The sequence below is a fragment of the Pannonibacter phragmitetus DSM 14782 genome, from assembly GCF_000382365.1.
GTDB lineage: Bacteria > Pseudomonadota > Alphaproteobacteria > Rhizobiales > Stappiaceae > Pannonibacter > Pannonibacter phragmitetus.
Window position 1 is genome coordinate 893,955 of sequence record NZ_KB908215.1, and the last position, 25,606, is coordinate 919,560.

A 25,606-nucleotide genomic window follows, 5' to 3' on the forward strand; every position below is an offset into this window, starting at 1 on the left:
AGCAGCTCTCACCATGCGGCAGATACCGGTCTGCCGAATTGATCCTGCTCAATGACCCGCCGCCGTCCTGTGCCAGTCTAGGGCCAGAAGAACCGGCAGAACGCCGGAGGAAGCAAGGAGGGACCCGCCCATGACCGCAAGCCACGGCCTGAAGAAGATAAGACTTAACCTCGCCCGGACCAAAGAGTTCCCCAATGGCTCGGCACATCATGGCTATGAATTCACCGCGCCGCTGGACGGCACGGGCCATATCGACGCAGTGGCCTGGAAAGCCGCGCGCGACCATTGCCGTGTCCGCCGCTTCTGGGGCAGCGAGGAAGACGAGATCGGCCATCTGGTCCACCGCCCCGGCGGCTCCTGGGCCTTCCGCTATGACATTGATGGCGATGATGACGATGAAGCCGGCTACCGCTTCGGCTCGCATGCCTTCGAGCCGGGGGAATATGTGTCGATCCGCGACGAGGACGGTGAGCTTCACACATTCCAGGTGGTCACCGTTCTTCCCGTCTGATCCTTGATGAAATTCCGGCTCCGTACGGCAATTCATTCTAAACCGGAATGAAGTCATTGCAAAAAGCCGTGCGGGGCCGGTGTCATGCCGGTGCCAATCACAGCTCACCTGCGCTATAGAGCAGGCAGACTTGCGCATCTGCACCAACAGCGGGAAAACGGATATGGCACAGAAGACCGGCGGTCAGCTCCTCGTGAAAGCTCTGGAAACCCATGGCGCGGAGCGGGTGTTCTGTGTGCCGGGTGAAAGCTATCTCGCCGTTCTCGATGCCCTGCACGATGCTGATATCCCGGTCACCGTCTGCCGTCAGGAGGGCGGTGCGGCGATGATGGCCGAGGCCCATGGCAAGCTGACGGGCCGCCCCGGCATCTGCATGGTCACCCGTGGCCCCGGCGCCACCAATGCTTCGGCGGGCGTGCACGTGGCGGCGCAGGATTCCACCCCGATGATCCTCTTCATCGGCCAGATCGAACGCGGCATGCGCGAGCGTGAGGCCTTTCAGGAAGTCGATTACCGGCAGATGTTCGGCGGCATCGCCAAGTGGGTGGCCGAAATCGACCACGCGGACCGGGTGCCGGAATTCATCTCCCGCGCCTATCACGTGGCTACCTCGGGCCGCCCCGGCCCCGTGGTTCTCGCTCTGCCGGAAGATACGCTGGTGGAACTGGCCGATGTGAGCCAGCCCGAGCCGTGGAAGCAGGTGGAGACCCATCCGGGCCTGACCCAGATGGCCGATCTGCAGAAGCGCCTGTGGGCGGCAGAGCGCCCCATCGCCATTCTCGGCGGCAGCCGCTGGACGGCAGACGCAGTGGCAGCCTTCACCCGTTTTGCCGAGCGCTTCGAGCTGCCGGTCGCCTGTTCCTTCCGCCGCCAGATGCTCTTCGACAACCTGCATCCCAATTACGCGGGCGACGTGGGCATTGGCGCCAATCCGAAGCTGCTGGCCCGTATCAAGGCCAGCGACCTCGTGCTTCTGGTGGGCGGGCGCCTGTCCGAAATGCCGAGCCAGTCCTACACGCTGCTGGACATTCCCCAGCCGTCGCAGCAGTTCATTCATGTCTATCCGGACCCGGATGAGCTGGGCCGCGTCTACCGCCCCAGCCTTGCCATCAACGCCTCCCCCACCGCCTTCTGCAAGGCAGCCGAAGGGCTGCAGCCGCCGGAGAGCAACAAATGCGCGGGCACCGCTTCCGAGGCTCACGCGGATTACCTCGCATGGTCGGGCGCCAGGCCGCAGACGCCGGGCGCGCTGCAGATGGCTGGCGTCATGGACTATCTGGAGGCCAACGCCGCGCCGGGCACCATCTTCACCAATGGCGCGGGCAATTATGCCACCTGGCTGCACCGTTTCCACCGCTTCCGCCAGTTCGGCACGCAGGCGGCTCCCACCTCCGGCTCCATGGGCTATGGCCTGCCGGGCGCAATTGCCGCCAAGCTCGCCTTCCCGCAGCAGGATGTGGTCTGTTTTGCCGGTGACGGCTGCCTGCAGATGACCATTCAGGAACTGGGCACCGCAGCGCAGGAAGGGGCGGCCGTCATCGTGCTCGTCATCGACAACGGCATGTATGGCACCATCCGCATGCATCAGGAGCGGCACTATCCGGGCCGCATCTCGGCCACGAAGCTGGAGAACCCGGATTTCGCCGCCCTCGCCCGTGCCTATGGCGCCCATGCGGAAACCGTGACGGCGACGGAAGACTTCGGCCCGGCCTTCGAGCGGGCACGGGCCAGCGGCAGACTGTCGCTGCTGCATCTGAAGCTTGATCCGGAGGCCCTGACGCCTGCGGCCTCGCTCAGCCAGATCCGTGCCGCCGCAGAGGCCGCAAAGGGCTGAGACATTTCGTCTCCCGTCCGGCTGCCCACGGAACAAACATGTGTTGAACGGCATTTTCCCCTTGGCCAGCGGTATCTGACCAAGGGTTGAAAATACCGGGATTGACCCGTGTCAATGTCCGGTCATGCTTGCCGGCCTAGCTTGTGAGCTGAAGGGCTCATGAGGGGCCAAGCGACGGGAGACTTGAAATGGCTTTGAGAGACATTCTGATGGTGACCGATCTGTCGGGCGAACAGCAGGCCGTGAAATACGGCATTGATCTTGCTGCCCGCTGCGACGCCCATGCAACCGGCCTGGCCCTTTCCTATGAGCCCGTGGTTCCGGCCTTTGCGGCAGCGCCCGTTCCGGTCGATTTCATCGAGCAGAGCAGGCAATTTGCGCTGGCCTCGGCAAAGGCATCCCTGGACACCTTCAACGAGTTGGCCCGTCTTGGCGCGGTGAAGTCCGAAGGGCGGCTGGCCGAAGTCATCACCGGCGGCCCGATGGAACCGGTGCTGCGCCACTGCCGCCTGACGGACCTGATCGTCGTCGGACAGGACAACCCGGACAAGCCGGAACCCATGCGCGAACTGCTGATCGAAACCGCCCTGTTTGAAAGCGGCGTGCCGGTTCTGATCGTGCCCTATATCGGCGCCCCGTCTCCGAAATTCGAAAACGTGCTGATTGCCTGGGATGGCAGTTCCACCTCCACCCGTGCCGTGCATGCGGCGCTGCCGATCCTTGCCATGGCGAAGAAGGTGACCGTGCTGATCATCAACAAGGGCTCGAAGATGGCCGGTGAGCCAGGTGCCGACATGGCCACCTATCTGGCCCGGCACGGCCTCAACGTCACCGTGGACGTGATCACCAACACCCAGACCACCGTCGCCGAAACGCTGCTGAACTATGTCAGCGACAACGGCAAGGATCTGGTGGTGATGGGCGGCTACGGCCACAGCCGCGTGCGCGAATTCCTCTTCGGCGGCGCCACCCGCGACATCCTCGCCGCCATGACCGTTCCGGTGCTGATGGCGCATTGAGGGGGCGGGGGCCTCTGGCTGAAGGGCTTCCTCTTGACCGCAGCCCCCTCTCCCCCCTCTAGGAATACCGGATTCACACATCAAGTTCGGACATCGCCCGCAATGATGTAGTTGCTTTCCGGCAGGGCGACTCCGCCCCCCTCCCCCTGGTGGGGAGGGGTAAGGGGTGGGGGGCTCTGAGCCTGCAAGGATTTGAAAAGTGGAGCTTTTCCTGGAGAGGCATCAGGAGGGAAAGCTGTCTGTGATCAATGGATACCCTGCCAGACGGAGAGGCTTTTCCCCCCACCCCCTTGCCCCTCCCCACCAGGGGGGAGGGGAGCTGAACCGCTGTGCCGGAGTGGGCAGATTGCAGGCTTTCCTCAAGCCGCCTCCGGCTTCAAGCACGATGCGTGCATGCAATAGCTCGAGGGGAGAAGGAACGGAAAGGCAGTGCCAGCAGCCAGCACTGTTGACTGTTGAGGCCGCACCCGGCACCCTTCGGCCGCGCAGCCCGATCACACGTCCTGCCGGAGTGTTCAGACCATGACCATCCGTAATCTGGAAGGCCTCTTCGCACCCGGCAGCCTTGCCATTCATGGGCCCAATGCCCAGGCCGCCGGACTGCCCGGCCTGATCATCAGCCGCTTGCAGGCCTCAGGCTTCCGGGGCCGCACCGCGCTGATCAATCTGGAAGCCCCCGACGAGGCAGACAGCTGGCCCGTGTTTGCCAGCATCGCGGACCTGACATTCACGCCGGACCTGCTGATCTATCTCGGACCGGCAGAAGCAGCCCCGGCCACAATCGCCGAAGCGGCGGCGCGCGGGATAAAGGCCGTGGCACTGCAGTCGGCAGGCTATGAATCCTGGCCCGACGCAACGGTTTCCGCCGCCATGCAGGCCGCCCGCAGCCATGCGGTGCGCCTTATCGGCCCCGGCAGCCTCGGCGTGGCCGCCCCTCACTCCGGGCTGAACCTTCTGGCCACACGCGAAGCGCCGCAGGCGGGCGAACTGGCGCTGATCGCCCGCTCCGGCGCCGTGGTCAACAGCATCCTGTCCTGGGCCTCGTCCCGCAAGATCGGCTTTTCCGGGGTTGCCTCGCTCGGCCAGCGCAGCGACGTGGACGGAGGCGACCTGATCGACTATTTCGCCTCGGACTACCGCACCCGCGCCATCCTGCTGCATGTGGAAGCGGTGCACAATCCGCGCAAGTTTCTCTCTGCCGCAAGGGCTGCAGCGCGCAGCAAGCCGATCATCCTCATCCGCTCGGGGCGCAGCCGCGATGCGGCGGCCAGCGGCAACACCCATGCGGGGCGGCTGACGCGCGCCGATGCGGTTTATGAAAGCGCCCTGCGCCGCGCCGGCATCCTGCGCATTGCCGATCTTGATGAACTGTTCGAGGCGGTCGAGACCCTGACCCGGCTCAAGGTGCCGAAATGCCAGAGGCTCGGCGTCATCGCCAATGGCCGCAGCCTTGCCACCCTTGCCGCCGACCGGCTGCACGATGGCCGGGCGGAACTGGCCGAACTGGACGGCGAAACCCTTGCCAGCCTGCAGCCGCTGAGCCGTCCGGGCACCCAGCCCGGCAACCCGCTGACCCTGCCGGAAGGCGCCGCGCCCGAGGCCGTGGAACAGGCGGTCACGGCCATGCTGGCGAGCACGGCGGTGGACGGCGTTCTGGTTCTGGCGGCGCCCAATCCGTTTGTGCTGGGCGAAGATGTGGCCCGTGCCATTGCCAATGCCGCCGGCAAGGACAAGCGCCGCCTAGGCCGCCGCAAGGCTGTGGTCGCCGCCATGGTGGGGGAAGATCCGCTGCCGCGTGCCGCCCTCGATTTCGCCCGCGTCCCGGTCTATGCCAGCCCGGCAGAAGCCGTGCGCAGCATCCTCTACCTCAAGCGCAGTGCCGAGGCACAGGAGGCTCTGATGGCCGCGCCGCCGAGCCTGCCATCCGATTTCTCGCCCGATGTGGAGGATGCCCGCGCCATTGTGGCTGCTGCCTTGAAGGAAGGCCGCACGATGCTGGACCCGGCGGAAACGGCGGCCCTGCTCTTTGCCTACCGGGTGCCGATGATCGAGACCCATCTCGCCCGCACCATCGATCAGGTGCGGCAGATGGCGGGCAGCCTGCTGGAGCGGCATCCCGCCTGCGTGGTCAAGGCGTGGTCCACTGCCCTGCCCTTCAAGTCCGATATCGATGGGGTGCGCCTTGGCATCGAAAGCGCCGATGCCGCCGCGCAATCGGCACAGGAGCTGATTGATCTGGTCGGCCGCACCCATCCCAAGGCCCGGATCGAGGGCTTCACCCTGCAGCCGATGCTGGAAGCCAAACACGGGCTGGAGCTGTTTGCAGGCCTTGGCGATGATCCATCCTTCGGGCCGGTCATCGCCTTCGGACAGGGCGGAACATCCGTGGAAGTCTCCGGCGATGTGTCGCTGGAACTGCCGCCGCTGGACCTTAATCTTGCAAACCAGCTCATCCGCCGCACCCGGGTCTCCCGGCTGTTTCAGGCCTATCGCGGACAGCCGGAACGGGACATGCAGGCAGTCGCCCTCACCCTGATGAAATTGTCACAGATCACCATTGATCTGCCGCAAGTGCGGGAGCTGGACATCAATCCGCTCGTCGCCCTGCCACAAGGCGTAATGGCGCTGGATGCGCGCATCGTGGTGGGTGAAGCACCGGTGCAGGCGGGCCGCGCCGGCTCCTCCCGTCTTGCCATCGCGCCCTACCCGCAGGAGTGGGAACAGACGCTGACGCTTAGAGAGGGGGAGAAGGTTTTCGTCCGGCCGGTGCGCCCAGAAGACGAGGATCTGTTCCGCGCCTTCTTCGAACAGGTATCGCCGGAAGATCTGCGCCTGCGCTTCTTTGCACCGGTGAAGGACTTTGACCACCGCTTCCTGTCTCGGCTGACCCAGCTCGACTATGCCCGCGCCATGGCGCTGGCGGCGATTGATCCGGAGACGGGCGACCTTCTCGGCGTCGTGCGCCTGCATGCGGACCCGGACCACAAGACCGGCGAATATGCGGTGATGGTGCGCTCGGACCTGAAAGGCAGGGGGCTTGGCTGGGCGCTGATGAAGCTGATCATCCGCTATGCGGAGGTGGATGGCATCGACACCATCAAGGGCGAGGTGCTGAAGGAAAACACCAGCATGCTGACCATGTGCGAATCCCTCGGCTTCACCATGTCCACCTCCCCCGACGACCCCGCCATCGCCCTCGTCACCCTCTCCGTCAAATCGGCAGCGGCCACGATGGATGGGCCGGGGTGAGGGATTTCGTGCGTTTCTGCAATTGAGGGAAGGTGCTGGAAACGGACTGCCAGTCAGGCTCCAACTCCTCTCCCCCCTTGAGGGGGAGATGCCCCCGGTAGGGGGCAGAGGGGGGTAACGGGCTGTCCTTTTGCAAGAGAGATCCTGCCATTTTGAAGCGCTGCTACCCCCCTCTGTCTGCTGACGCAGACATCTCCCCCTCAAGGGGGGGGAGAGGGGCGCTGCGGCAAAAGGAGAGCCCCTTCATCCTCTTTCCGTTCGTTGTAAACACTGCCCTCAAGGGGCAGAAGACCTGGCGTCTGACTTACCAATCAGGAAGAACAGCACGTGGGCCAGGAAGCCACCCCTCGCCTCACTCCACCACGGCGCCCGTGGTGAGTTTGCGCTCGCTGTTGGGGCGGCGGGCCCAGGGGCGGGTGCCGGCGGGGATTTCGGTGACGGTGCCGACCGGCTGAAGGTAGTGGGTCACTTCCGGCCAGATGCCTGCCTTGAGCGCGGCTTCCACATGCGGCTTGCTGATCTCGAAGCTGGAAACACCGCAGCGGAGCATCAGGGGGATCTGGTCGAGGATGAAGTCTCCGATGGCGCGGATGTCACCCTGATAGCCCAGATGTTCGCGCAGGACGCGTGCGGAGGAGAAGCCCCGGCCATCACTGAACTTCGGGAACTCCACCGCAATGCGCGGCAGGCGGGCGGCGAAGGGCGCCAGCGCCTCGACGTCATCACCCGGGCTCACCAGAACGGCGATATCGGCAGCCACCGCCAGAAAGGCATCGGGGCCAGCCAGAAAGCGCGCCTGCGGCACCAGAAGCTTCAGGCCATCACCAAAGGGATGTGCCGGCAGCTCGGCGTCCTTGTCGAGGCGTTCCCAGCTTTCCTGCGTGAAGCCGCCGTTGGCGTAGATCGAGGTCATCAGTTGCGTCCTTCGCAAAATTCGTCAGGCATCCGGTTCCGGCAGCCTCATCAAGCCTTACAGGCCGGAGGAGCCCAGAGACAGGTGAATGCCGCATTCGGTCTTGTCCATGCCGCGCCAGCGGCCCGAGCGCGGGTCCTCGCCCGGCGCCACCTTGCTGGTGCAGGGCAGGCAGCCGATGGAAGGGTACCCCTCGGCCACCAGCGGATGCGGTGGCAGATCATGTTCCTTGGCATAGGCCAGAATGTCCGAGGCCGTCCAGCCCGCCAGCGGATTGACCTTCACGCGCCCCTCTTCCACCTCAAACACCGGCAGCGCGGCACGGGTGCTGCTCTGGAAGCGCTTGCGCCCGGAAATCCAGGCATCAAAGCCCTTCAGCGCGGTTGCCAGGGGCACGACCTTGCGGACGTGGCAGCAGGCATCGGTATCCACCATCCACAGCATGCCGCCGGGATCGGCCGCCGACTGAGCCTCAGATTCCGGGCGGATATCCAGCACACCGGTCAGACCGAGACGGTCCACCAGCAGGTCGCGGTAGCGCAGTGTCTGCGGAAAATGCTTGCCCGTATCGACGAAGATCACCGGCGCAGACGGATCAATCTCCGACACCATGTGCAAGAGCACAGCCGAATCCGCGCCGAAGCTGGAGACGAGCGCAATACGCCCAGCATAGTGATTGCGGATGGCATCGCGCAGGATCGTCTGCGGGTTCTCGCCTTCATACTGCCGGGCAAAGGCCAGCGCTTCCGCGCCGAGCCCCAGCTCCGGATCGAAGGCGAGGCCGCTCAACTCAGTCAGAGCCATAAAGGGCCTCCTTGAACGGATCTTCGCCAACGCGGCGGTAGACCTCCAGGAAGGTTTCCTGCGGGGACTGGCGCAGGCCGAGATAGGCATCCACCAGCGTCTCGATGGCATCGACCACCTCGTCGGAGGAGAAGCCGCGGCCGATAATCTCGCCAATGGACGAGCTTTCGTTGGCCGAACCGCCGAGGGTGATCTGGTAGAATTCCTCGCCCTTCTTTTCGAGGCCGAGAATGCCGATGTGGCCCACATGGTGATGGCCGCAGGCATTGATGCAGCCGGAGATCTTGATCTTCAGCTCGCCAATCTCGCTCTGCCGCTCCGGCGCACCGAAGCGCTCGGAAATGCGCTGCGCGACCGGGATGGACCGGGCCGTCGCCAGAGCGCAATAATCCATACCCGGGCAGGCGATGATGTCGGTGATGAGCCCGGCATTGCCTTCGGCCAGACCGTTCTTCACCAGCACGTCGAAGATTTCCGGCAGATCATCCAGCGCCACATGCGGCAGGATCACGTTCTGCTCGTGGCTGATGCGGATCTCGTCAAAGGCATAGGCCTCGGCAAGGTTCGCCACCACATCCATCTGCGCATCCGTCGCATCGCCCGGAATGCCGCCAATCGGCTTCATGGAGATGGTGATGCTGGTGTAGCCCGGCACCCGGTGCGGGTTGAGGTTATGCGCCACGAAGCGTGCGAAGGCAGTATCGCCCGCCACTCGGGCTTCCACCTTGGCGCTGACCGCATTGCGCGGCTCCAGGGCGGGAGGTGCAAAGTAGGTTTCGATGCGGCGCACTTCCTCATCCGGCAGGCGCAGCACGCCATAGCGGATCTTCTCGAACTCGGCCTCGATATCGGCCTTCAGCTCTTCAAGGCCGGTCTCGTGCACCAGGATCTTGATGCGCGCCTTGTACTTGTTGTCGCGGCGGCCATAGAGATTGTAAACGCGCAGGATCGCTTCCGAATAGGCCAGCAGATCCTCTTCGGGCAGGAAGTCGCGCACCTTGCGGCCGATCATCGGCGTGCGGCCCAGCCCGCCGCCGACGAAGACGGTGAAGCCAATCTCACCCTTGTCATTGCGGGTCAGCTGCAGGCCGATGTCATGCACCTGCACCGCCGCGCGGTCATGCGGGGCGCCGGTGATGGCCACCTTGAACTTGCGCGGCAGGAACGAGAACTCCGGATGGAGCGAGGACCACTGGCGCAGGATCTCCGCATAGGGGCGCGGATCGGCAATCTCGTCGGCAGCAGCACCGGCGAAATGATCGGCCGTGACATTGCGGATGCAGTTGCCGGAGGTCTGAATGGCGTGCATCTCCACTTCCGCCAGCTCTTCCAGAATGCGCGGCGTGTCCTTCAGGCTCGGCCAGTTGAACTGGATGTTCTGGCGCGTGGTGAAGTGGCCGTAGCCCTTGTCATAGGTGCGGGCAATGTGGGCCAGCCGGCGCATCTGGCGGCTGTTGAGCGTGCCGTAGGGAATGGCGACGCGCAGCATGTAGGCATGAAGCTGCAGATAAAGCCCGTTCATCAGGCGCAGCGGCTTGAACTCGTCTTCAGTCAGCTCGCCGGACAGACGGCGGCGCACCTGATCGGCAAACTGTGCGGTGCGCTCCTTGACGAAAGCCTGATCAAATTCATCGTAGCGGTACATGTTGCGTCTCCAGGGCGGCAGCCGGGCTGCGCCGAAAATCTGTCATCTGGCAGGGCGGGTGCCGGTGCACCAGCGCCTTTGTTTCACTCAGGCCGTTCTATTCAGGAACGGGCCTGCTTGCCGAGGGCGGGATGGGTGGTCGGGCCGGCGGCGCGGATCTTCTCGCGCAGGCGCTCGGGCACCCGCTTGCCATTCTCGTCCTTGATCTCGATGTCGTAAGGATCAACGATCTCGCGGGAAGCAACCGACTTTGCAGCCAGCGCCAGCGCCTCGGCCACCACGTCCTTGCCCTCGAGCAGGCGCGCCTCGCCGATCAGCTCGACCCAGGCGCCGTTTTCGCCCTGAAACACGACCTCGCCGTCGATCAGACGGTTGGCGGTGATCACCTTCATGCCTCTCTCCTCACCAGGCGCGGGCGGGCCCGCTGCCTGCAAAATTCCGGCAGGCCCGCGTCAGGCCGCCTTGATCGCTTCTGCCGCCGCCGCAATCGGCACGGCCTTTTCCATCACGCCATGGCCCACGGCCTCGCCGATCACCATCAGCACGGCGCCATTCACATCCTTGCGCCCGGCAAGCTGCGGCAGGTCGGCCAGCGTTCCGGCGAACTGGCGCTCGTCCGGATGGGCGGCGTTCTCGATGATCGCCACCGGCGTCGTGGGCTTCAGCCCCGCCGCCATCAGCCGCACCGACACGGCCGCCGCCACGCTGCGCCCCATATAGACCGCAACGGTAGAGCCGCGCAGGGCGAGATTGGCCCAGTCTGGCAGAGTTTCGCTCTCGGCATTGTGTCCTGTCGCAAACACCAGCGTGGATGCGACGCCACGAAGCGTTAGCGGAATCTGCGCGGAGGCAGCCGCCGCAAAGGCTGCCGTCACGCCCGGCACCACCTCGAAGCCGATCCCGGCCTCGCGCAGCGCTGCCATTTCCTCACCCGCACGGCCAAACACCAGCGGATCACCTGCCTTCAGCCGCACCACCTTGTGCCCGGCTTCGGCCAGTTCCACCAGCACCTTGTTGATTTCACCCTGCGGCACCGAATGGGCGCCCTTGCGCTTGCCAACGGAAATGCGCTGCGCATCGCGGCGGCCCATGGCAACCACCGGGTCCGGCACAAGCGCATCATGCACGATCACGTCCGCTTCCTGCAGCAGCCGCTGGGCGCGCAGGGTCAAAAGATCCTCGGCGCCGGGGCCAGCACCCACCAGCCAGACAAAACCCCGGTCATCCGTGGCGCTGTTGAGCAGGCGCTGTGCCTCGGCCCGGGCGGCATCGGCGCGCCCGGCGTAAAGATTGGTAGCAACGGAACCGGAAAAGAACCGCGCCCAGAAGCGGCGGCGCAGCGCACCATCGGTCAGCACCTTCGCTGCCGTGTCGCGCAGGCTTTCGGCCAGACGGGCAAGGTCGCCCGTCGCACGCGGCAGCATGCCTTCGATACGGGCGCGGATGTGGCGCGCCAGCACCGGGCCGACACCGGTGGAGGTGATGGCAACAGCAATCGGCGCACGGTTCACCAGTGCGCCCGTGTAGAAATCGCAGAGTTCCGGCTTGTCCACCGCATTGGCAGGCACGCCGAGAATGCGCGCCGCCTGCACCACGGCACGGTCCAGCATCTCATCCTCGCGGGCGGAAAACACCAGCGCAGCGCCGTTGAGATGGCGCGGGCGGAAATCCTCCGCCACATGGGTGGCCCCAACCGTCTCCATCACCTCGGCCAGTTCCGGCTCGATGTGGGCGGAAACGACCTCGATCAGCGCATTGGTCTCGCCCAGCAGCCGCACCTTGGCCGCCGCCTCGCCGCCATGACCAACCACGACAACGCGCCGGTCCGCGACCTTGTGAAAGGCCGGGAACACGTCAAGGCGCCGGTGGCGCTTGTTCTCGCGGGGCTCGCCGCCGGAGCTGGACCCGGTCACGGACATGAAGGCACTCCTGCATCAATCATCGCACGCACAATAGCCGTTGCCGGGCGATTATGCCGGGCATCGTTTTTCAAAGCTTGAAAGGGGGGAGAAAAAGAATCTCTTTCGCAGGAGCGCGGTGGAAAAATACGGAACCGGCGGCCATATGGCCACCGGTCCCGATTTGAAGCCCCCACACTCAGATGCAGCGGCCGCCGTCGACTTCGAGGGCCACGCCGGTGATGAATTCCGCATCGTCCGATGCAAGCCACAGAGCCGCGTTGGCGATGTCCTGCGGGGTGGAGAGACGGCCAAGCGGGATGGAGGCGCGGAACTGGGCGCGCTTTTCCGGCGTGTCCTCACCCATGAAGAGATGCAGCATGCCGGTCTCGCCTGCCACCGGGCAGAGCGCGTTGACGCGGATCTTCGCCGGGGCCAGTTCCACCGCCATGGACTTGGTGGCCGTGATGGCCCAGCCCTTGGAGGCATTGTACCAGGTGAGGCCCGGACGCGGCCGCAGGCCTGCGGTGGAGGCCGTGTTGATGATGACGCCGCCGCCCTGCGCTTCCATCACTGGCGCAACGGCCAAGGCCGCCAGATAGATCGCCTTGGCGTTCACATCCAAAATGCGGTCGAAGGTTTCTTCATCGACGCCCAGCATGGAGCCATTGCGGTGGGAATAGCCTGCGTTGTTGACGAGGATATCCAGCCGCCCGAAATGGCCCGTGGCCGCCTTGACCATCGCTTCCACATCGGCACGCACCGTCACGTCTGCCGTCACCGCAATGGCGGCTTCGCCGATTTCCGAGGCCACACGCGCCGCCGCTTCGCCATTGAGATCGGCGGCGATGACCTTCGCCCCCTCGCTGGCAAATAGCTTCGCCATGCCCTCGCCAAAGCCGGAGCCTGCGCCGGTTATGACTGCCACCTTGCCCTTGAGCCGGTCTGCCATGAATTCCTCCCTGAATTGCTGACGTATTGAGGTGTGCTGCGTCAGCCGTGACGCAGCACCAGTGTCTTGGTTGCCGAGAAATCGTAGAGCGCCTCGAAGCCCTTCTCGCGGCCATGGCCGGACTTCTTGAAGCCGCCGAAGGGCAGCTCGATGCCGCCGCCCGCGCCATAGGCGTTGACGAAGACCTGACCTGCGCGCACGGCCTTGGCCACCCGCACCGCCCGCTGGGCATCGCGCGTCCACACGCCTGCCACGAGGCCGAACTCGGTGCCATTGGCAATGCGCAGCGCCTCCTCCTCATCGCGGAAGGGGATCAGCGACAGCACCGGGCCGAAGATTTCCTCACGTGCAATCACATGGTCCACGGGCACCGGACCAAAGACACGGGCAGGCACGAAATGGCCTTCGCTGGAGGCGTCCGGCGCAATCGCCCCTTCCGCAATCAGCGGAATGCCATCGGCCAGCGCCCGGTCCACGAAGGACTGCACGCGCCGCAGCTGGCCCGCATTGATCAGCGGCCCAAGATCAAGGTCAGCGCTGTGCGGGCCGGACACGAGGGTGCGGATGCGGGCGCGCAGACCCTCCACCACCGCATCCCAGATGCCCTTGTGCACCAGCACGCGGCTGCCGGCCGAACAGGTCTGGCCGCAGTTCTGGATGATGGCATTGACGATGACCGGCAGGGCCGCGCCGAGGTCGGCATCGTCAAAGACGATCTGCGGCGACTTGCCGCCCAGTTCCAGCGTGCAGCCGATATGGTTCTTGGCCGCTGCCGTCTGGATCATCACCCCCACTTCCGGCGAGCCGGTGAAGGTGAGGTAATCGAGCCCCGGATGGTTGGAGAGGGCAGCCCCGGCCTCGGAGCCCAGCCCCGGCACCACGTTGAAGACGCCCGCTGGAAAGCCCGCTTCCAGCGCCAGTTCGGCGACGCGCAGCACGCTGAGGCAGGCGTCTTCCGCCGGCTTCAGCACCAGCGTGTTGCCCATGGCCAGCGCCGCACCGGCGACACGGCCCATGATCTGCGCCGGATAGTTCCAGGGGATGATACCGCCGACAACGCCATGCGGCTCACGCAGTGTCATGGCCAGAAAGCCGTCAGCGGTGGGGATGGTGTCCCCCATCACCTTGTCTGCCGCTCCGCCATAGAATTCGAAGTAGCGGGCAAGTGCGGTGATATCCGCCTTGCCCTGCTTCAGCGGCTTGCCCGCATCAAGGCTTTCCAGAGCGGAGAGTTCGTCATGATGCGCCGTGACCAATGCCGACAGCTTCATCAGCAGGCGGCCACGGTCAGCCGCCGTCAGCTTCGGCCAGGGGCCAGTCTCGAAGGCCTTGCGGGCAGCGGCGACAGCCCGGCCAACTTCCGCCGCATCACAGCGCGGGATGAGGGCGATGACCTTGCCATCCGAGGGGCACAGGCTTTCAAACACCTGCCCGTCCGGCGTGAACACCCGCTCGCCATCGATGATGGCCGCCGGCTTCAGCACTTCCCCTGCCGCAATGGTCCGTAATGGCATGACTTCCTCCCTGCTCGCAGACGGATAATACCAAGGCGCTGAGATGCTGACGCATCACGCCTTGCAAATGCTCAAGCGCCGCACGGGCTTATACCAACTCTCGATGAGTCGAGCTCATTGAGAGTTGGTATAAGCGGGCGCCGCAGTTTCAGGCCGCCTCTCTCCTCCGCGCTGTTACATGGTTTGCACGCTAACGGATGAAAATCGCCGGTGCAATCAATCCGCACCGGAAAACAGCTCCGGTTCTGTCAGCATCAGATGCTGCAACAGGATCAAGGCCTTGGCATCGCGGATTGCGCCCTGCCGCCAAAGCGCAGCCACCTCGCTGCAGGTCAGCTCGTGGACGGTGATATCCTCCCCCTCCTCCACCAGACCGCCACCGCCATGGCGCTCAGTCCCGGCATAGTCACACAGAAAGTGATCGACACGGCTACCCAGAATGCCGGGGCTGGAATAGCTGGAACAGGCCAGTTTCAGAGCCTGTGCTTCCACGCCGAATTCCTCCATCAGCTCGCGCCTTGCCCCGTCCAGCACGTCTTCGCCCTCTTCAAGGCGGCCGGCGCAGACCTCCCAGGGAAACGGGTCATCCTGATCGGCCATCACCGGCACCCGCAGCTGGCGGCACAGCAGCAGGCATTTGCGCGTACGGTCCACCGGCAGGATGGCCACAACATTGCGGCCATAGCGCACCACCTCGCGCACAATGGTCTGCTGCGCGCCATCGCTGCGGGCCTGATCCACGGTGATCTCCTCCACCGTGCAGCGGCCCTCATAGACCATCCGGCGGGCGCGCACGGAAATGCGCTTGCGGCGGGCGGCATCATTTTCGCTGTTCATGGGATTTCCTGACGGGATGATTGAGACTGGACGGGGAGCCTATCAGGCTACGCTCGTGAGGCAACCGCCTGCATGACTTGCAGAACCTGGCAATCAATCATTGGAGCGCCCCACCGGCCAGGAGAACAAATCGCCTGCAGGCACCCTCTTCAGGAAAAGAGATCCACTGCTGCCACAGATATAAATGATCTATAAATTCTATAGACTTTTATCTCCAGCTGACGATCCTTTGAGATCAGAAAACCGGTCTCGGGGAGATATCAGCATGGTCATCAGCCAGCTCACGAAAAATGCAGGAATTCTCAAGGCTTCCTTGGCGGCAGCACTCATCGGAACGGCACTGGGCAGTGCTGCGGCAAGCGAGCAGCCCAAGCAGGGCGGAACGCTGGTCTATCTTGAGCAGCAGCCCCACACGGTGCTTTACCCGCCGGCGGGCGGATTTTATCCCAATGGCGGCATTCTCAACCAGATCACCGACAAGCTGACCTGGCAGAATCCGGAAACGCTCGAAATCGAGCCCTGGATCGCAGAGTCCTGGGAAATCAACCCGGACTACACCCAGTTCACCTTCAAGCTGCGTCCGGGCGTCACATTCTCCGACGGCACGGCCCTTGATGCCGCCGCAGTTGCAGCCAATTTCGAGGCCTTTGGCAAAGGCAAGAGGGAGCGCAAGTTCCCGGTATCGGAAGTGGTCAACAACTTCGACCGCGCCGAAGTAATCAATGATCTGACGGTCCGCTTCCACTTCAAGAAGCCCAGCGCGGGTTTCCTGCAGGGAACTTCGGTGATCGGCTCGGGACTGGTGTCCCTGTCTACGCTGGACCGGAACCTTGACGAACTGGGGGATGCAACGCTCGTCATCGGCTCCGGCCCCTTCATTGCCGTCAGCCAGGAAACCGGGCGGGAACTGGTGCTCAAGGCACGTGAGGATTACAACTGGGGTCCGAAGAACCTCGCCCATCAGGGCCGCGCCTATCTGGATGGCATCCGCTATCTCATCGTGCCGGAAGATGGCGTGCGCATTGGCGCGCTCCTGTCGGGACAAGCCGATTTCGTCCGCCAGATCCAGGCCTATGACGAGCCGCAAGTCACGGCCCGCGGATACCAGATCCATGCTGCAGCGACACGCGGCGTCAACAATTCGGTTGTCTTCCGCCCGGACAATCCGCTCGTGGCAGACAAGCGCGTCCGGCAGGCCTTGCTGCACGCCACCGACCGTGAAGGCATCATCAAGACGCTGTTCTCGGACAATTATCACGCAGCGCGCTCCATCATTGCCTCCTCCGCCCAGGGCTTCACCGATATCAGCGGCAAGCTGACCTACGACCCGGCAAAGGCAGCCGCTCTGCTCGATGAGGCCGGCTGGAAGCTGAACGCAAACGGCCAGCGCGAGAAGGACGGAAAGCTGCTGGAGCTGACAGCCTATGAATCCCCGCCCCAGCCCCAGAACAAGGCCACCCTCCAGCTCATCGCCCAGCAGTGGGGTGAAGCCGGGGTGAAGTTCAATGTGCTGGCCGGAGACGCCGGCAGCCGGGTGCAGGACAGCCTTGATCCGCAGAAGACACCCGTCTCTCCCGGCATGGTGGGCCGCGCCGATCCGGACGTGATCAAGAGCCACTACCACTATGAAAACCGCAATGTCCTGCTTCAGACCGGCGGTGTCAGCACCAAGGTCGAAAGCTTCCGGGACGGCAAGCTCAATGGCCTGCTCGAAGCCATTGCTGCCGAAACCGATGCGGCAAAACGCCTGCAACTGGTCGCCGATGTCCAGAACTACGTCATCGACGAGGCCTATGCCGTTCCGATCTTCGAAGAGCCGCAGGTCTACGGCAGTGCTCCTTACGTGAAAGGCATCCAGTTCGAAGCCGTTGGACGCCCCTGGTTCTACAGCGCCTGGCTTGACCGCTGAGGCCTGCGCCGCCGCCACGGGAAAGCCTGAGGCGGCGGCTTGTTCCGATCAACCGGGAGCACTTTCATGTGGATCAGCATAGCGCGCCGCTCAGGGCATTCCCTGTTCGTCCTTTGGGCGGCATTCACCCTGTCCTTTGTCCTGCTGCAGGCTCTGCCCGGTGATGCGGTCCTGATCCGCTTTCTGGGGGGCGATTTCGGGCTGACGCCGGACCAGCTGGCGGAACTGCAGGTACTCTACGGCGCCGATGCGCCCCTGTGGGAGCAATATCTCACGGCCCTCAAGGGCTTCCTCACCGGGAACTTCGGCTACTCGGTCATTTCCGGGACACCGGTTGCCGCCGAGATCGCCACCACGCTTCCCTTCACTCTCAAGCTTGCCGGATTGAGCCTCATAGCCGCCGTCATCCTGGCGCTCACCATTGCCTGCCTTGCCAGCCTGTCGCGTTTTCAATGGCTGCGCAGCCTGCTGGAAAGCCTGCCATCGTTTCTGGTCTCCGTCCCCGTCTTCTGGCTGGGGATCGTCCTCATCCAGATATTCTCGTTCCAGCTCGGCTGGGTTCCGGTGATCAATCCGGGGCCGGTGGAGAAGCTTCTGCTTCCGGTTCTCGCCATCGCAGTGCCTGTCTCTGCCCCCCTTGCCCAGGTCCTTCTGCGCAACATCGAGGAAGTTTCACGCAGGCCCTTTGTGAAGGTGGCGAGGGCCAAAGGCGCAAGTGAAGCCTACATTCTGCGAAGGCATGTAATCGGTAACGCAATCCTTCCCACACTGACCATCGCTGGCCTGCTGTTCGGAGAGCTGGTCGCAGGTGCGGTTGTGACGGAGACCGTATTCGGCCTGAACGGACTTGGCAGACTGGCCGAGCGTTCGGTCCGGCTGCAGGACACAGCCGTGCTGCAGGCCATCGTCGTCATCACCGCCTTTGCCTTCCTGACAATCAATCTTGCGGTGGACCTCATCTATCCGCTCGCCGACCCGCGCCTGAAGACGGCGCGTGCCCCCCGGAGGCTGACACCATGACAAGCTTCAGCATCAGTCCTGCAGCCACCGTTGGCCCTGAGGCCGCCAAGCGCCTTCCGCTGACGCTGCTTGTGCCGCTGGCAATCCTGATCACCGCCGCTGCCTGGGCCGTGGCGCCTGACCTCTTCACGAGCTACAGCGGAACCGCCGGCCTCAAGGGCAACCAGCTGCAGCCTCCCTCTGAGGCCCATCTTCTGGGCACAGACGAACTCGGCCGCGATCTTCTGGCGCGCATCATCCATGGCACGCGCTATTCCCTCTCGGGCGCCTTCGTCGCCGTATCGATAGGCCTCGTGACCGGATCGCTGATCGGGCTGATCGCCGGAACGTCCGGCAGCCGGGTGGATGCCTTGCTGATGCGGATGATCGACGTGCTCCTTGCCGTCCCGACCCTCCTGCTGTCGCTGGCCATCATCATCATCCTCGGTTTTGGCCACGTGCAGGCAGCCATAGCGGTGGGGGCTACGGCAATCGCCAGCTTCGCGCGTCTCATGCGCTCCGATGTGATCTCGGTCTGGCGGGCAGACTATGTGGAAGCCGCTTTTGCCAGCGGCGCCCGCACGCCTGCCGTTCTGTGGCGCCATGTGCTGCCCAATGCCCTGACATCGGTGCTGGCTCTGGCTGCCCTGCAATTCGGCTGGGCCATCCTCCAGATCTCGACGCTCGGCTTTCTGGGATACGGCGCGCCGCCTCCGACGCCCGAATGGGGCCTGCTGATCGCAGAAGGGCGTAATTACATGATGATCGCCTGGTGGCTCACCCTGTTCCCCGGCGCCGCCGTGATCTTTGTCGTTCTTGCCTCAAACCACATCGGCCACATCTTGCAAAGGAGGCGGGGATGACTTTCGCAGCCCGGATCAATGCCCCCATCACGCCAGACGCTCGCCTTCTTTTTCCGAAGGAGGTCCTGCGCACCGAAGGGCTTGGCATCGCCTATGGCACCAGACAGGCCGTTCACAACATCTCCTTCTCGATCAAGGCTGGCGAGACCGTCGCTCTGGTGGGGGAGTCAGGCTCCGGCAAATCGACAATCGCCCAGGCGCTGATTGGCCTTTTGCCTGCGAGCGGCAGGATCACAAGTGGCCGTATTCTCCTGGGCGGAGACGACATCACCCGCCGCAGCCAAAGGCAGCTGCAGGCGCTGCGGGGCACGCGGATCAGCCTTGTTCCTCAGGATCCCGGCAGTTCGCTCAACCCGGTCAGAACCATAGGGTCCCAGGTTGCAGAAATGTTTCATCTCCACACGGATCTTTCCACTGTGGCGGTCAAGACCGAGGTGATCAGTCTGCTGGAGCGGGTGGGAATACGCCAGCCTGAGCTGCGCTACAGCCAGTATCCGCACGAGCTGTCAGGCGGTATGCGCCAGCGTGTTCTGATCGCGATGGCCATTGCCCTCAGACCGGATCTGATCATCGCAGACGAGCCGACCAGCGCGCTGGATGTAACTGTCCAGAAGCGCATTCTGGACCTCATCGACACGCTGCGGCACGAGACAGGCACCGCCGTTCTCCTCATCACCCACGACCTGGGAGTGGCAGCCCAAAGAGCAAACAGAATGCTGGTGCTCCAGGCCGGTGAAATTCAGGATTCCGGTCCGGCGCGGCAGGTAATCGATGCCCCCCGCTCGCCCTACACGCAGCAGCTGCTTGCAGATGCCCCCGCCCTTGCAGCCCCGGCGGTCCGGCCGCCGGTTCCGGAGGGCAGCGGCAATGTCATCGAGGTTTCGGGCCTGCGGAAGATCTATGCTTCGGCAAAGGGTTCACCCGTGGCAGCAGCGGAAGACATCAGCTTTTCCGTTGCCCGCGGCACCACCCATGCACTCGTGGGGGAATCCGGATCGGGGAAAACCACCACGGCCCGGATCATCGCCGGATTGCTGCGCCCGGACGCCGGCACGGTCAGCATCAACGGAACGGCCACCGGCTCGCTGGCGGCAGAAGAGCTGCGCCGTTTCCGCCGCCAGATCCAGCTGGTGTATCAGAATCCCCTTCAGTCGCTCGATCCCCGGCAGACGGTGCGTCAGATCATTGAGGAGCCTCTCCTCAACTTCGAACGCCCCTCGCGCGCCGAACGGCTCCGGCAGGTGGAAGAACTGGCCGAACGTGTCCAGCTGCAACCTCACTTGCTCGACAGGCGGCCTGCGGCTCTCTCCGGCGGGCAGCAGCAGCGTGTGGCGATTGCCAGAGCTCTCATCCTGCGCCCCTCCATCCTCGTGCTCGATGAAGCTGTCTCTGCACTGGACGTCACCGTTCAGGTCCGCATTCTGACGCTTCTCGGCAATCTCCAGCGTGGGCTCGGGCTCACCTACCTCTTCGTCTCGCATGATCTCGCGGTCGTGCGGGCCATTTCAGACACCGTGTCCGTCTTTCAGGCCGGACGCATTGTCGAACAGGGCACCGTAGCCGAGGTCTTCTCCAACCCGCGCCAGCCCTACACCCGCGAACTCATCGAAGCCATCCCGGCAGTTGGCAAGTCTGGCTCAACACGGGTGGCACCTTTCACTGCACGCTCCATCGAAGGCACCGCAAAATGACTTCATTCACCACCAAAAGGCTCGGGTTCTTCACACGGCTTCTCGATGATGTTCCGGCGGGAGAGCGCTACAGGCTTGCGCTGGCGCAGATCGAGGCCGCAGAGCAGCATGGCTATGACACGGCCTGGATCGCCCAGCATCATTTCGACCCGGATGAAGGCGGCCTGCCTTCCCCTCTCGTTTTCCTGGCCCATGTGGCAGCCCGTACCAGAACCATCCGCCTTGGAACCGGCGTCATCACCCTGCCGGTGGAAGACCCGCTGCGCATTGCCGAAGACACAGCAGTGCTGGACCTTCTGTCGGGTGGGCGGCTGGAGATCGGCCTGGGCACCGGCGGCACACCGGCCACATTCACAGCCTTTGGCCTCGCACCCGAAGAACGGGGGCAGGTTCATGCCGTCAAGCTTGCAAAGCTGCGCAAGGCCTGGAACGGGCAGGAAATCACGGATGGCCGGCGCCTCTATCCGGCCTCACCCCAGCTCAACAACCGTGTGTGGCAGGCCACCTTCTCGGTCGAAGGCGGGCGCCGCGCAGGCCTCGCCGGTGACGGACTGATGCTCTCGCGCACGCAGCCCCGGCCGAAGGACAGGCCCTTTCTGGCTCTGGATGACATTCAGAACCCGATTATCGATGCCTATCTCGAAGCCCTTCCCGATGGCGTTGAGCCCCGAATTCTGGCCTCCCGCAGCATCTTCATCGCAGACAGCCGGAAAGAAGCCCTGCTCCATGCCGAAACTGGCCTGCGCCGCGTCGCCAAACGGTTCGAGGCTTCCGGACATACGCTGAGGGGCAACTCGCTGGAAGACCTGCTGGCAACATTCGACACGCATACGGGCACCCCGGACGAAGTCAGCGAAAGCCTGAGCCGCGACACATCGCTCGAGCGGGCCACGGACGTGTCGATGCAGGTGCATTCCATCGACCCGCCGCATGAGCTGATCCTGCGCTCCATCGAACTGCTGGCCGAAGTCACCGCCCCCGCACTGGGATGGCGCTCTCCCGTCTTTGCCCAGGAGCGCATCTTCTCGGGCTTGCGGCCCTTCTGAACAGACTGACAAACAACGGAGGCACTGATGACGACCACATCAGAAGACATTATCGGCGAACTTGCCGGCATCGAACCGGGCTCTGCGCTCAGCCGCATCCGCCAGAACCGCGCTGTGGCCCAAGCGGAAGCACAGCTGGCCTATACATTGCTGGTTGAGCCGGAAATCGCGGGCGACGTCTCCTTTGCCGAGCGGCACGCCGTCGCCTACTTCACAGCCCTGCTTCATGGCGCCCCTGCGATTGCATCGCACTACCGCCAGATCCTTGAAGGATCGGACCCGACCGATGGCCCCCTGCGCCGTGCCGTGAAGGCGACCGCAGCCGTAAGCCGCGCGTCCGGACCTTATGGTGCCTATCCGCAAGGGCCGCTGAGCCGCGAGAACACGGAAGGGCACGGTCTGGAAATCCCGCCGGAGGCTGCTGTCATTCTGGGTGCCCGCCTCACCGCAGCCCTGCATCACGTCCACCTGCTCGTGTTCCATCCCCGCGATGCAAGCCCATCAGCGCTGCAGCGCCTGCTTGATGCCGGCTGGACGGAAACCGGGATTGTCATCCTGTCACAGCTCGTTGCCTTCCTGAGTTTCCAGATCCGGGCCGTCACCGGGTTCAAGGCGCTTGCAGCCGCCCGTCAACGCCGCCTTGAGCGGTCCATTCCAGCAGAGTGAAAGGCAGGATCATCATGGGAAACACTGTTCTTACCCATCCCGGCAACACCGAACCGGTTGTCTTCACCCGTGACGAACTGGGCTGGCTTCCCTGGCTGGAGCCTCTGCAGGAGGAGCATCTGACAGAGAAGCACTGGACAGGTCTCGTGGATCGTGCGCGGTCACGCTCGCCCTACTTCATGCTTCTCGCACGCGACCCGGAAGTGCTCGGCGCCCGCACCCGGCTCGACAAGGATGTTTTCTACAACACGTCCGGCGGACTTGCGCGTGATGCAAGGGAACTGGCGGCAGCCGCAGTCTCGCGGGTCAATGGCTGCATCTACTGCGCGTCGGTTCATGCCCGCTTTGCGGCAACCTACTCCAAGCGGGCGGAGGATATCGACCGTTTCCTGGAAACTGGTTCGGCAGAGGGGCAGGATCCCCGCTGGACCGCTGTCGTGGAAGCCGCCACAGCTCTGACGCTCACCCCATCGTCCTTCACGGCAGACAATGCCGAAGCGCTTCTGGACGCAGGCTTCGAGGAAGAAGAAATCGCTGACCTCATCTACGCCAGCGCATTCTTCAACTGGGCCAACCGGCTCATGCTCTCCCTCGGCGAGGCTTCGGAAAACTGAACGAGCTGAACGGCCGGCAGCGGTACAGGTCCGCTCTGCCGGCCATTCAACCGTCCGAAACAACGGCCCACGCCCTTGCGCTGACGAAAAAATGGCAGGCGGCAAGGCCAGGATTTTTGCCTCCCTGCCCTCTCTGAAAGCAAACAGACTTCCCCTTTCAGCCCCTGAATATGGAATGGACGCCCGCTGTCCTCGCGCTTATCGTCTACAAATAAAGTAGACAAATACAACTCCGGACTGCAGCTGCACGACAGTTGCCTCCGGAAGCGCCGTGGACATCCCCATGACATTCAGACTGAGTATCCTCGACAAGTCCCCCACCGGCGAAGATGGCAACGCCACGAGGGCGCTCCAGACCTCGCTGGCGCTGGCGCGCCTGGCGGACCAGCTCGGCTATCACCGGATCTGGTTTGCGGAGCACCACGGTGTTCCAGCTCTGGCCGGCTCTGCGCCCGAGGTGCTGATCGCCCATGTTCTGGCCATCACCTCACGCATACGGGTTGGTTCAGGCGGGGTCCTGCTGCAGCACTACAGCCCCTACAAGGTAGCCGAGACATTCGGCGTTCTTGCAAATCTGGCACCGGGCCGGGTGGATCTTGGCATTGGCCGGGCTCCCGGCGGCATGCCTGCGGGCCGCAGGGCACTTCAGTGGGAGCTGGCAGCCGAAAAACGGCCATTCGAGCAGAAGCTGCGTGAGCTGGACCATTTCATCCGGGGAACGCTGCCGCTTGGCCACCCGCTTGAAGGGGCTCAGGCGCTTCCGGCAGCTGCAGCCCTGCCGCAACTGTTCCTGCTGGGGGCAAGCGCGGAAAGCGCCCGGCTCGCTGGCAAGCTTGGCTGGAACTACGGCTATTCCGGACACCACAACGGTGACGCCAGCCTTCTCAACGAGGTGAAGTCCACCCATGCACGGGCTGGCGGCCGGACCTTTTCCGTGGCCGTGAGTGTCGTGATTGCCGGATCTGCATCAGAGGCGGCGCGCCTGACGCAGGAGGCGCGTGTCTTCAAGGTGACCCTCCCGGATGGCCACAGCGTCAACCTGCCGAGCGAAGATGCCGCCCGCGAATACGCCCGCCAGTCCGGAGAGAACAATTACACCCTGCAGCCCCTGACGCCCCAGCTGATTGCCGGAACGCCGGCCCAGGTTCTGGACAGGCTGGACGAGCTGCACCGGACCCAGGGCATCGATGAATTCGTGCTTGATCTTCCAACCACAGGAGCCAGGGCCCGGTTTGAGGCGCTCGAGGCTCTCGCGACCCACCGCCATCTCACCGCAGCCTGACACGGAGACACCCATGACCAGCAAATCCATTCCCTTCGGCATCATGCTCCACGGGCCGGGCGGCCACATGAATGCGTGGAAGCATCCCTCATCGACACCTGACGCTTCGGTCAATTTCGACTACCTGCTCAAGACTGTCCGCAAGGCGGAAGCGAACGGAATTGCCTTCGGCTTCGTCGCCGACGGGCTCTACATCAACGAAAAGTCCATTCCGCATTTCCTCAACCGGTTCGAGCCGCTGACCGTTCTGTCTGCCCTGGCGGCGGTGACCAGCCGTATTGGCCTTGCCGGAACCGTCTCCACGTCTTACTCCGACCCCTATACGGTTGCCCGGCAGTTTGCCTCGCTGGACCTGATTTCGGGCGGGCGCGCTGGCTGGAACGTGGTCACGTCGCCGCTTGAAGGTTCTGCGCGCAACTACAGCCGCGCCGAACACCCTGACCATGCCCTGCGTTACGAGATTGCCGGCGAATATCTCGAAGTGGCTCAGGGCCTCTGGGACAGCTGGGACGAGGACGCTTTCCCGAGGGACCGTGAAAGCGGGACATTCTTTGACCCGCAGAAGTTCCGCAGGCTCAATCACGAAGGCACCTTCTTCAAGGTGGAAGGGCCGTTGAACATCCAGCGCTCGGCGCAGGGACAGCCCGTGATCTTCCAGGCAGGCTCCTCGGATGCGGGCATTGATCTTGCCGGCCGCTATGCCGATGCAGTCTTCACGCACTCGCCTTCCCTTGAGGAGACCCGCGATTTCACCAACAAGGTGAAGGACGCAGCACAGAAATTCGGACGGGAGCGGTCTAGCGTCAGGATTTTCCCCGGCATCGGACCAATCGTGGGCCGCACCAGGGAAGAGGCTCTGGAAAAATACGAGGTCATCCGGGGCCTTCTGTCGCTGGAAGAAGCGCTCGACTATCTCGGCCGCTACTTCGATCATCACGACTTCCGGCAGTATGATCCCGACGCTCCCTTCCCGGAGCTTGGAGACATCGGGCGCAACAGCTTCCGCTCCACCACCGACCGGATCAAGGCCGATGCGAAGGAGAAGAACCAGACCCTTCGTGAAGCCGCTTTGGCAGCCGCAACGCCCCGCCCCGGCTTCCTCGGAACAGGAGAGGAAGTGGCCCGCGAGATCATCCGCTGGATCGATGCTGGAGCATCCGACGGCTTCATCCTCGGCTTTCCGGTGCAGGCACAAGGACTTGATGACTTTGTGGAGCTTGTCATTCCGGAACTGGAAAGGCTTGGCAGGTTCCAGCGGGAACTGACCGGAACAACCCTGCGCGCCAATCTGGGACTGCCCTTCAGGGAGAGCCGGTACTCCGAGCGCCTGACCAGCCGGACAGCAGCCGAGTAGGACCAG

Annotated in this window: 21 protein-coding genes; 13 read left to right on the top strand and 8 right to left on the bottom strand. The window is 63.9% G+C overall.

The window, feature by feature from the left end; all coding sequences use genetic code 11:
• Positions 1–130 precede the first annotated feature (130 nt).
• The 4 genes from H163_RS0104135 (at position 131) to H163_RS0104150 (ending at position 6,613) form a co-directional block, all read left to right on the top strand.
• Positions 131–511, top strand: coding sequence for a hypothetical protein (locus tag H163_RS0104135; RefSeq protein WP_019963286.1), 381 nt, complete (start codon positions 131–133; stop codon positions 509–511).
• 163 nt (positions 512–674) lie between these two features.
• Entirely contained in the window at positions 675–2,345 is a 1,671-nt protein-coding gene (locus H163_RS0104140; RefSeq protein WP_019963287.1) for a thiamine pyrophosphate-binding protein, read from the top strand.
• A gap of 188 nt (positions 2,346–2,533) precedes the next feature.
• On the top strand, positions 2,534–3,364 hold the full coding sequence (locus tag H163_RS0104145; RefSeq protein WP_026355434.1) for a universal stress protein: 831 nt from the start codon (positions 2,534–2,536) through the stop codon (positions 3,362–3,364).
• Between the two features lie 522 nt (positions 3,365–3,886).
• Positions 3,887–6,613: a bifunctional acetate--CoA ligase family protein/GNAT family N-acetyltransferase gene (locus H163_RS0104150; protein ID WP_019963289.1), complete on the top strand. Its 2,727-nt coding sequence runs from the start codon at positions 3,887–3,889 to the stop codon at positions 6,611–6,613.
• A gap of 352 nt (positions 6,614–6,965) precedes the next feature.
• Here H163_RS0104150 and H163_RS0104155 read toward each other — a convergent pair whose 3' ends face one another.
• From H163_RS0104155 to H163_RS0104190, 8 genes are all read right to left on the bottom strand, one after another.
• Positions 6,966–7,526 carry a DUF934 domain-containing protein gene (locus H163_RS0104155; protein ID WP_019963290.1) on the bottom strand — a complete coding sequence of 187 codons (561 nt, stop codon included), beginning with the start codon at positions 7,524–7,526 and terminating at the stop codon, positions 6,966–6,968.
• Positions 7,527–7,583: 57 nt separating this feature from the next.
• Positions 7,584–8,330 (bottom strand): phosphoadenylyl-sulfate reductase, encoded by a 747-nt coding sequence (locus H163_RS0104160; protein WP_019963291.1) that lies wholly within the window; start codon positions 8,328–8,330, stop codon positions 7,584–7,586.
• A complete protein-coding gene (locus H163_RS0104165) occupies positions 8,317–9,975 on the bottom strand; it encodes a nitrite/sulfite reductase (protein WP_019963292.1) in 1,659 nt (552 codons plus the stop codon). The genes H163_RS0104160 and H163_RS0104165 overlap by 14 nt, the downstream gene beginning before the upstream one ends.
• A gap of 101 nt (positions 9,976–10,076) precedes the next feature.
• A complete protein-coding gene (locus tag H163_RS0104170; RefSeq protein ID WP_019963293.1) occupies positions 10,077–10,367 on the bottom strand; it encodes a DUF2849 domain-containing protein in 291 nt (96 codons plus the stop codon).
• A gap of 60 nt (positions 10,368–10,427) precedes the next feature.
• Positions 10,428–11,894, bottom strand: coding sequence for a siroheme synthase CysG (gene cysG, locus H163_RS0104175; protein ID WP_019963294.1), 1,467 nt, complete (start codon positions 11,892–11,894; stop codon positions 10,428–10,430).
• Between the two features lie 178 nt (positions 11,895–12,072).
• Positions 12,073–12,825 (bottom strand): SDR family oxidoreductase, encoded by a 753-nt coding sequence (locus H163_RS0104180; protein ID WP_019963295.1) that lies wholly within the window; start codon positions 12,823–12,825, stop codon positions 12,073–12,075.
• A 41-nt stretch (positions 12,826–12,866) separates the two neighbouring features.
• On the bottom strand, positions 12,867–14,339 hold the full coding sequence (locus tag H163_RS0104185; protein ID WP_026355435.1) for an aldehyde dehydrogenase family protein: 1,473 nt from the start codon (positions 14,337–14,339) through the stop codon (positions 12,867–12,869).
• A gap of 216 nt (positions 14,340–14,555) precedes the next feature.
• Positions 14,556–15,176 carry an NUDIX domain-containing protein gene (locus H163_RS0104190; protein WP_019963297.1) on the bottom strand — a complete coding sequence of 207 codons (621 nt, stop codon included), beginning with the start codon at positions 15,174–15,176 and terminating at the stop codon, positions 14,556–14,558.
• A gap of 265 nt (positions 15,177–15,441) precedes the next feature.
• Between H163_RS0104190 and H163_RS0104195 the strand changes: the two genes are divergently transcribed.
• From H163_RS0104195 to H163_RS0104235, 9 genes are all read left to right on the top strand, one after another.
• Positions 15,442–17,085, top strand: coding sequence for a TIGR04028 family ABC transporter substrate-binding protein (locus H163_RS0104195; RefSeq protein ID WP_019963298.1), 1,644 nt, complete (start codon positions 15,442–15,444; stop codon positions 17,083–17,085).
• A 66-nt stretch (positions 17,086–17,151) separates the two neighbouring features.
• Entirely contained in the window at positions 17,152–18,105 is a 954-nt protein-coding gene (locus H163_RS0104200) for an ABC transporter permease (protein ID WP_019963299.1), read from the top strand.
• Positions 18,102–18,947: an ABC transporter permease gene (locus tag H163_RS0104205; RefSeq protein ID WP_019963300.1), complete on the top strand. Its 846-nt coding sequence runs from the start codon at positions 18,102–18,104 to the stop codon at positions 18,945–18,947. The genes H163_RS0104200 and H163_RS0104205 overlap by 4 nt, the downstream gene beginning before the upstream one ends.
• Positions 18,944–20,638 (top strand): dipeptide ABC transporter ATP-binding protein, encoded by a 1,695-nt coding sequence (locus H163_RS0104210; protein ID WP_019963301.1) that lies wholly within the window; start codon positions 18,944–18,946, stop codon positions 20,636–20,638. The genes H163_RS0104205 and H163_RS0104210 overlap by 4 nt, the downstream gene beginning before the upstream one ends.
• Complete coding sequence (locus H163_RS0104215) at positions 20,635–21,684, top strand: putative FMN-dependent luciferase-like monooxygenase (protein ID WP_019963302.1); 1,050 nt, start codon at positions 20,635–20,637, stop codon at positions 21,682–21,684. Before H163_RS0104210 ends, H163_RS0104215 begins: the two co-directional genes overlap by 4 nt.
• Before the next feature lie 27 nt (positions 21,685–21,711).
• Entirely contained in the window at positions 21,712–22,350 is a 639-nt protein-coding gene (locus tag H163_RS22180; protein WP_019963303.1) for a CMD domain protein, read from the top strand.
• A 14-nt stretch (positions 22,351–22,364) separates the two neighbouring features.
• Positions 22,365–22,964: an alkylhydroperoxidase domain protein gene (locus H163_RS0104225; protein ID WP_040677804.1), complete on the top strand. Its 600-nt coding sequence runs from the start codon at positions 22,365–22,367 to the stop codon at positions 22,962–22,964.
• Positions 22,965–23,247: 283 nt separating this feature from the next.
• Entirely contained in the window at positions 23,248–24,246 is a 999-nt protein-coding gene (locus H163_RS0104230) for an MsnO8 family LLM class oxidoreductase (protein ID WP_019963305.1), read from the top strand.
• Positions 24,247–24,259: 13 nt separating this feature from the next.
• Positions 24,260–25,600: an LLM class flavin-dependent oxidoreductase gene (locus H163_RS0104235; protein WP_019963306.1), complete on the top strand. Its 1,341-nt coding sequence runs from the start codon at positions 24,260–24,262 to the stop codon at positions 25,598–25,600.
• The last annotated feature ends 6 nt before the right edge of the window (positions 25,601–25,606 follow it).

What these genes read in the sequence shown, in the direction of transcription:
- H163_RS0104230 (WP_019963305.1), top strand. Translation starts at nt 23,248, where the DNA reads ATGACATTCAGACTGAGTATCCTCGACAAGTCCCCCACCGGCGAAGAT.
- H163_RS0104170 (WP_019963293.1), bottom strand. Translation starts at nt 10,367, where the DNA reads ATGAAGGTGATCACCGCCAACCGTCTGATCGACGGCGAGGTCGTGTTT.
- H163_RS0104145 (WP_026355434.1), top strand. Translation starts at nt 2,534, where the DNA reads ATGGCTTTGAGAGACATTCTGATGGTGACCGATCTGTCGGGCGAACAG.
- H163_RS0104135 (WP_019963286.1), top strand. Translation starts at nt 131, where the DNA reads ATGACCGCAAGCCACGGCCTGAAGAAGATAAGACTTAACCTCGCCCGG.
- H163_RS22180 (WP_019963303.1), top strand. Translation starts at nt 21,712, where the DNA reads ATGACGACCACATCAGAAGACATTATCGGCGAACTTGCCGGCATCGAA.
- H163_RS0104150 (WP_019963289.1), top strand. Translation starts at nt 3,887, where the DNA reads ATGACCATCCGTAATCTGGAAGGCCTCTTCGCACCCGGCAGCCTTGCC.
- H163_RS0104160 (WP_019963291.1), bottom strand. Translation starts at nt 8,330, where the DNA reads ATGGCTCTGACTGAGTTGAGCGGCCTCGCCTTCGATCCGGAGCTGGGG.
- H163_RS0104140 (WP_019963287.1), top strand. Translation starts at nt 675, where the DNA reads ATGGCACAGAAGACCGGCGGTCAGCTCCTCGTGAAAGCTCTGGAAACC.
- H163_RS0104195 (WP_019963298.1), top strand. Translation starts at nt 15,442, where the DNA reads ATGGTCATCAGCCAGCTCACGAAAAATGCAGGAATTCTCAAGGCTTCC.
- H163_RS0104165 (WP_019963292.1), bottom strand. Translation starts at nt 9,975, where the DNA reads ATGTACCGCTACGATGAATTTGATCAGGCTTTCGTCAAGGAGCGCACC.
- cysG (WP_019963294.1), bottom strand. Translation starts at nt 11,894, where the DNA reads ATGTCCGTGACCGGGTCCAGCTCCGGCGGCGAGCCCCGCGAGAACAAG.
- H163_RS0104215 (WP_019963302.1), top strand. Translation starts at nt 20,635, where the DNA reads ATGACTTCATTCACCACCAAAAGGCTCGGGTTCTTCACACGGCTTCTC.
- H163_RS0104155 (WP_019963290.1), bottom strand. Translation starts at nt 7,526, where the DNA reads ATGACCTCGATCTACGCCAACGGCGGCTTCACGCAGGAAAGCTGGGAA.
- H163_RS0104210 (WP_019963301.1), top strand. Translation starts at nt 18,944, where the DNA reads ATGACTTTCGCAGCCCGGATCAATGCCCCCATCACGCCAGACGCTCGC.
- H163_RS0104205 (WP_019963300.1), top strand. Translation starts at nt 18,102, where the DNA reads ATGACAAGCTTCAGCATCAGTCCTGCAGCCACCGTTGGCCCTGAGGCC.
- H163_RS0104200 (WP_019963299.1), top strand. Translation starts at nt 17,152, where the DNA reads ATGTGGATCAGCATAGCGCGCCGCTCAGGGCATTCCCTGTTCGTCCTT.
- H163_RS0104180 (WP_019963295.1), bottom strand. Translation starts at nt 12,825, where the DNA reads ATGGCAGACCGGCTCAAGGGCAAGGTGGCAGTCATAACCGGCGCAGGC.
- H163_RS0104185 (WP_026355435.1), bottom strand. Translation starts at nt 14,339, where the DNA reads ATGCCATTACGGACCATTGCGGCAGGGGAAGTGCTGAAGCCGGCGGCC.
- H163_RS0104235 (WP_019963306.1), top strand. Translation starts at nt 24,260, where the DNA reads ATGACCAGCAAATCCATTCCCTTCGGCATCATGCTCCACGGGCCGGGC.
- H163_RS0104190 (WP_019963297.1), bottom strand. Translation starts at nt 15,176, where the DNA reads ATGAACAGCGAAAATGATGCCGCCCGCCGCAAGCGCATTTCCGTGCGC.
- H163_RS0104225 (WP_040677804.1), top strand. Translation starts at nt 22,365, where the DNA reads ATGGGAAACACTGTTCTTACCCATCCCGGCAACACCGAACCGGTTGTC.